The sequence below is a fragment of the Allosalinactinospora lopnorensis genome (assembly GCF_000981225.1).
GTDB classification, from domain to species: domain Bacteria; phylum Actinomycetota; class Actinomycetes; order Streptosporangiales; family Streptosporangiaceae; genus Allosalinactinospora; species Allosalinactinospora lopnorensis.
The window spans coordinates 1-6,249 of the sequence record NZ_LAJC01000134.1; the positions used below are offsets into that span (position 1 = coordinate 1).

The following is a 6,249-nucleotide window of genomic DNA, read 5'->3' on the forward strand; positions in this document are numbered from 1 at the left end:
TGGCCCCGCGGTTCCTTCCTCAGCGAATTCGCGAAATCAACGACAAAGGCCTTGACGTTCGGGACCCGCCGCTGCCTCCCCCTGTTGCCCCGGGCCTGCTCCGAGCACGTTGGACAGGACGAACAGCTACCCGCCCCGGCAAACGCCCAATCCCCGTTCTCACCGTTCAAGCGGGCACGGCGTCTTGGACCGGGGCGGCGGAGGGAGCCGAGAACTCACACCCAGCCGGCGTCGTGGGCGAGAATCGCGGCCTGCACCCGGTTGGTCGTGCCGAGCTTGTCCAGGATCCGGCTGACGTGCGCCTTCACCGTGGCCTCGCTGATGTGCAGGGCGCGGCCGGCCTCGGCGTTGGACATGCCGCGGGCGATGGTGAGCAGCACGGCACGTTCCCGCTCGCTGAGCACCTCCAGGCGCTTCGCGGCCACCGCCGCCCCTTCGGAGGCCGGGGCGGCGAAGTGCTCCAGCATCCGCTTGGTGATGCTGGGCGCGAGCATCGCGTTGCCCTCGTAGACGGTGCGTACCGCCGCGATGAGATCACGCGGCGGCGTGTCCTTCAGCAGGAAGCCGACCGCTCCGGCGCGCAGCGCGCGGTGCACGTAGTCGTCCAGGTCGAACGTGGTGAGCAGCACGACCCTGGGCGCCCGGGGCGAGGCGGTGAGTTCCCCCGCTGCGGTCAACCCGTCCATACCGGGCATGCGGATGTCGAGCAGCACCACATCGGGCGCGAGATCACCGGCGAGCCGCAGGGCCTCCGCGCCGTCGGATGCCTCCCCCACGACCTCGATGTCCTCGGCGGTGTCCAGGATCATCCGCAGACCGGAGCGCACCAGATGCTCGTTGTCCACCAACAAGGTCTTGATCATGCACCATCTCCCCCATAGTTTCCGACCGTCCTGAGCGCGCCGACCGTGTCCTCCGGCTGCGCCACGGGGACGGTGGCGTGGACCTTCCATCTCCCGTCAGGACACGGCCCGGCGGTCAACTCGCCGCCGGCCAGGGCGACGCGTTCCCGCAGCCCGGCGAGCCCGTAGCCGCTACTGGGCGGAGGCTCCGGCCGCGGGCCGGCGGTCTCGGGCGGCGGCACGTTGGCCACCGCCATGTCCAGGTTCTCCTCGCCGTAGTAGAGCCGCACGGACACCCCGGCTCCCAGGGCGTGCTTGGAGGCATTGGTCAGCGCCTCCTGCACCGTCCGGTAGGCGGTACGCTCCACCCGCGCCGGCAGGTTGCGCACGGTCCCGTCCGTGCGCCAGTCGATCGCCATGCCGGCGCCGCGCCACTCGTCCACGAGCCGCCGCAGGTCGGCGATCAGCGGCTGCGGAGCTGTGGGAGCCCTGGCACCGGGGTCGTCGCGCAGCACGCCGAGGATCTCGCGCAGCTCGGCCAAGGCCTCGCGGCCGGTGCCGCGGATCAACGCGGCGGCCTCCACTGTGCGTTGCTCGGCGGCGGAGACCTCGAGCCCGCCCGCGTGCAGCACCATCATGCTCACCCGGTGCGCGACGACATCGTGCATCTCCCGGGCGATCCGGGTGCGTTCGGCGAAGACGGCCCGCTGTGTCTCCAGGTGCCGCTCGTGCTCCAGCCGTTCGGCGCGTTCGCGCAGGTTGGCGATGAGCTCGCGGCGGGTGCCGACCCACAGGCCGATGGTCAGCGGCAGCGCGATGAAGACGATCCAGACGAACAGCACCCAGAAGAGCCCATTGGTCGGAGGCACTCCGACGACCGGCCCCACGGCCATGGCGCCGGTCCAGCCCGCCAGTGCGCGCCGGTTGCTGAACCACACGGCGTAGGAGTACAGGGCGAGCGGTACCGCTACCGGATTGCCGAAGACGAGCAGCAGCACCAGCGCGGCGGTGAGCAACAAGCCGGGCCGGCTGCGGCGGAACAGGACCGTCACCGACACCACGCCGGGCAGCACCATGACCAACTTGGCGAAGATCAGGAGGTTGAGCAGCCCTGGAAGGGGCTGGAGCAGAGGCGCTATCAGAGGGCTGACCACTCCCCCTATCCAGGGGTCTCCCACAGTCTCCAGCGCCGCCAGGTTGAACATCGCCATCCACGGGTACAGAGCACACGCGTAGAGCCAGTCGGCGGCCCGGAACCGGCGCTCCCACCACCAGCGCCAGATCCCCATCAGTTTCCGCCTGTATGCCTCCCGCAGGAACACCCCGTCACGACGAAACATGTGCTGGAGTGTAGACGCGGCGGCGCTTTCCAGCCGGGGCCGCGGCGCCTTACGGGTGTCCGAAAGTCGAACCGCGGCTTCACCCAGGGCACCCGGCTGCGTCACGGCCGGCGAGGCGGCGGAGCAGCGCGGCGGGCCCCGCCGAAAGTCGGTACCGCCCCCTGAGAAAGTGCCCCCGCGGCACCCGTACCCCGCCCCGATCGAAGCGCCGCACAACTATCCGTACGGCCGATGCGCGCTTGCGCTGCGCGGAATTAGCGTCTTCTGCGGTCGCGGCGAGCCGGGCAGTCCCCGCTCCCCACCGCGGTCAGTCATTTCCAGACGTTAGGAGAGCAGCGTGAACGAGAGAGCCACGTTGGCCACCCCGGAGCAGCGCTCCTATGCTGCGCCGCCGGCGGTCACCGCCCGCGACCTCACCAAGGTCTATGGAGCCGCGCACGCGGGCGTCCGCGCCCTGGACGGAGTGAGCCTGGAGTTCACCCGGGGCGAGTTCACCGCGATCATGGGGCCCTCCGGCTCGGGCAAGTCCACCCTGATGCACTGCCTCGCCGGACTGGACAGCGCCACCTCCGGAAGCGTGCTCCTGGGCGGCACCGACATCACCCGGTTGGGGAGCCGACAGCTCACGCTGCTGCGCCGCGACCGGATCGGGTTCATCTTCCAGTCCTTCAACCTGCTGCCGATGCTCACCGCCGAGCAGAACATCCTGCTCCCCTCGCGCATCGCCAAGCGCACGGTGGACCGGAGCCGCTTCGATCACATCGTCAACGTGGTCGGCCTGACCGACCGGCTGGACCACACGCCCTCGAAACTGTCCGGCGGGCAGCAGCAGCGCGTGGCCGTCGCACGCGCCCTGCTGAACGAGCCCGAGGTGGTCTACGCCGACGAACCCACCGGCAACCTCGACTCCCGCTCCGGCGCTGAGGTACTCGCCTTCCTGCGCGACTCGGCGCGCGATCTGCACCAGACCGTCGTGATGGTCACACACGACCCGGTGGCCGCCGCCTACGCCGACCGGGTGGTGTTCCTGCGCGACGGGCGGCTCGTCGGCGAGATCCGCCAGCCCGACGCCGAGACCGTACTCAACTGCCTGGTCAGGCTGGAGGGTTAGGCGATGCTGCGCACCACGCTCGCCGGCCTGCGCATGCACAAAGGCCGGCTGGTCACCACGGCACTGGCGATCATCTTGGGTGTCACGTTCGTCTCCGGGACGCTGGTGTTCACCGGAACCCTCAACGAGAGCTTCAACGCCCAGGTGAAGGGGTCGGCCGACGGATTCGCCGCGATCGTGCTTCCGGACAACGACCAGGGCGACGGCTCCGAGCCGACACTGCTGTCCCAGCGGACCCTGGACGACATCGCCGCGTTGCCGGAGGTCACCGAGGCCGGCGGCGTGATCAGGGGGGACACCCCACTACTGGATACCGAAGGGCGGGTCGTGGGCAACCTGCCCACCGCGGGCGTGTCCGTCGGCGACTCCACGCGCTACTCGGCCGCCGAGGGCGAGCTGCCCGCCGACGCGGACGAGGTCGCCCTCGCGACCGGCAGCGCCCGTGAGACCGGCCACGGCATCGGTGACGAGGTGCAGATCCTGGACCACGAGGGTGCGGAGCACACGTTCACCGTGACCGGACTGGTCGACTTCGGCGTCGGATCGGAGTTCAGCTTTACCGGCGCCGTCGCCTTCGACGAGACCACCGCCAAGGAGATGACCGGGGTCGACGGGCTCTCCGAGATCAACGTGACCGGCGCCCAGGGGACGACGGACGAGGCCGTTACCGAGGCGGTCGCGGCCGTCGCCGGCGACGCCGAGGTTCTGACCGGACAGGAGTTCGGCCAGCGGCTGGCCGAAAACGCCGGGGCCGACTCCCAGGTGCTGACGATGGCGCTGATGCTCTTCGCGCTGATCGCCATGTTCGTCGCGAGCATCGTCATCTACAACACCTTCGCGATCCTGCTCGCCCAGCGCCAGCGGGAGACGGCCCTGCTGCGCTGCGTCGGTGCGGGCCGCGGCCAGGTGTTCCGCGGCGCGCTGCTGGAGGCGGTGATCATCGGGGCGGTGTCCTCGGCCGTCGGCGTGCTCGCCGGCATCGGCGTGGGCTACGCGGGCTTCGCCATCGGAGGTGAGACGCTCGGCGCCACGGTGTCCTCAACCTCGGTCGTGATCGGCCCCGCGGTGGTCGTCGCCGGGCTGGCCGTCGGCACCGTGATGACGGTGCTCGCGATGCTGGTCCCGGCGATCCGCTCCACCCGGGTCCCGCCGCTGGCCGCACTGCGCACCAGCGCCACCGCCCAGGGCCTGGAGCAGGGCATCGGCTGGGTGCGGATCGCCGGCGGGGTGGCGCTCTTCCTGCTCGCCGCGGCCCTGGTGCGCTGGGCGATGGCCCTCTCTTCCTCGGGTCCGTCGGAGCATGGACTGCTCGTAGTCACCCTGGGCGGCTTCGCGGCCTTCCTCGGCGTGTTCGTCCTCGGCCCGCTGCTCGTGCGCGCCATTGTGGCCGCCCTGGGCGCGCCGATGCGCAAGCTCGGCGCGGCCGGCGCGCTGGCCGCCGACAACACCCGGCGCAGCCCCAAGCGGGCGGCGACCGCGATGATCGCGCTCACGGTCGGGGCCGCGCTGATCACCGGCTACTCGGTCATCAGCGCCTCGATGGAGTCCACGATCACCGACCAGCTGGAACGGCAGTTCCCGGTGGACTACACGATCACCCCGCAGTTCGACACCGAGACCGGGGAGGGGATACCGCCGGCCGTCGCCGGACGGCTGGAGGACTCGCCGGCCATCGCGACCGTCATCACCGAACGCACCGCCTACACGGGCGGCGGCGAGGCACGGACGGACCTTCCGGTCTCGGCCTACTACGGAGGTGCGGTCGGTACCGACGTCGGTGCCTCCCTGAAGTCCGGTGACCTGTCCGACCTGGCCCCCGGCAAGGTCGTGGTGGCCGAGGTGTACGCCGAAGGACGCGATGTCGGCGCCACCTTCACGGTGCCGACCGAACAGGGCGAGCGGGACTTCGAGATCGCCGCCGTCACCGCGGGCACCGATGGCCTGTGGGGCGTGACCATGGATCCGGATGACTTCGCGACCTACTTCCCCGACGCCACCGACGCCCAGTCGGTATCCGTACGGGCGGCCGACGGGGCGGAGGACGACGAGGTCCACGACGCCGTCTACGCCGCGGTGGAGGACGACCCCACGCTGCAGGTCATGTCCACAGCGCAGCTGAAGAACGAGATCACCGATTTCCTGGACACGGCGTTCCTGGTGATCGCGGCGATGCTCGGGCTGTCCGTCCTGATCGCGGTGTTCGGGATCGCCAACACCATGGCGCTGTCGGTGCTGGAGCGCACCCGCGAGTCCGCGCTGCTACGGGCGATGGGCCTGGCTAAGGGCCAGCTCAGCCGGATGCTGAGCATGGAGGCGGTGCTGCTGTGCCTGATCGGCGCCGTGCTAGGCGTCGGCCTCGGGGTGGTGTTCGGGTGGGCCGCGGGCACCGTTGTGTTGAGCGACCTGCTGCTGACCGTCCCGGTGGCCAGGATCGCGCTGCTCATCGCGGTGGCGGTGCTCGCCGGGCTGCTGGCCTCGGTGCTTCCGGCGCGAACCGCCGGGCGCACCTCGATCACCGGCGCGCTGGCCAGCGAGTAGCCGCACCGCTCGATCCTGCCCGGAACGGGGCGGGCGGCTCCACGGCGGAGCCGCCCGCCCCGTGGACGTCTCAGGCGGGGCCCGCGCGGTGGACCGCGCCTCCGCGTCGAACGAAGGCGGACAGGGCATCCGTTTACTGGACGGACTCACGCGCTGTGGTCGGTCGGCGGGGTCGCGGACATCCCGAACAGTGATCGGGCGGTGGTCTGCCCGTCAGCGTTTCAGGGCTTCGCTCCGCATCCGGGAAAGGACCGCCAAGCGGTCTTCGGCCAGGATGCGGCCGGTGGTGATCCGATCCGGGTAGCAGCGCATGAACATTCCGGTGAAATGCGTTCCGCAATGGATGTATGCGCTGCCGGCCGGGTCCGTCAGCGGGCGCACGCACGCGTCGAAGTTCGGCTCGTGGAAATAGGCCGGG

General features: G+C 70.6%; 5 protein-coding genes. 2 read left to right on the forward strand and 3 right to left on the reverse strand.

What is annotated here, in order from left to right; all coding sequences use genetic code 11:
- Positions 1-215 precede the first annotated feature (215 nt).
- Positions 216-863 carry a response regulator gene (locus tag VS93_RS25620; RefSeq protein ID WP_046472418.1) on the reverse strand — a complete coding sequence of 216 codons (648 nt, stop codon included), beginning with the start codon at positions 861-863 and terminating at the stop codon, positions 216-218.
- Entirely contained in the window at positions 860-2,131 is a 1,272-nt protein-coding gene (locus tag VS93_RS25625; protein ID WP_236700741.1) for a sensor histidine kinase, read from the reverse strand. Before VS93_RS25625 ends, VS93_RS25620 begins: the two co-directional genes overlap by 4 nt.
- Positions 2,132-2,537: 406 nt before the next feature.
- On the opposite strand from VS93_RS25625, the gene VS93_RS25630 reads away from it, so the two are divergent.
- Both VS93_RS25630 and VS93_RS25635 read left to right on the forward strand, forming a co-directional pair.
- Entirely contained in the window at positions 2,538-3,293 is a 756-nt protein-coding gene (locus VS93_RS25630; protein ID WP_046472422.1) for an ABC transporter ATP-binding protein, read from the forward strand.
- A gap of 3 nt (positions 3,294-3,296) precedes the next feature.
- Positions 3,297-5,831 (forward strand): ABC transporter permease, encoded by a 2,535-nt coding sequence (locus tag VS93_RS25635; RefSeq protein ID WP_046472420.1) that lies wholly within the window; start codon positions 3,297-3,299, stop codon positions 5,829-5,831.
- Between the two features lie 213 nt (positions 5,832-6,044).
- Here VS93_RS25635 and VS93_RS32245 read toward each other — a convergent pair.
- The coding region (locus VS93_RS32245) for a hypothetical protein (protein ID WP_046472421.1) at positions 6,045-6,249 on the reverse strand (205 nt) is incomplete at its 5' end.

Excerpts from the sequence above, each read along its gene's own strand:
- VS93_RS25620 (WP_046472418.1), bottom strand. The coding sequence starts at position 863 with ATGATCAAGACCTTGTTGGTGGACAACGAGCATCTGGTGCGCTCCGGT.
- VS93_RS25625 (WP_236700741.1), bottom strand. The coding sequence starts at position 2,131 with ATGGGGATCTGGCGCTGGTGGTGGGAGCGCCGGTTCCGGGCCGCCGAC.
- VS93_RS25635 (WP_046472420.1), top strand. The coding sequence starts at position 3,297 with ATGCTGCGCACCACGCTCGCCGGCCTGCGCATGCACAAAGGCCGGCTG.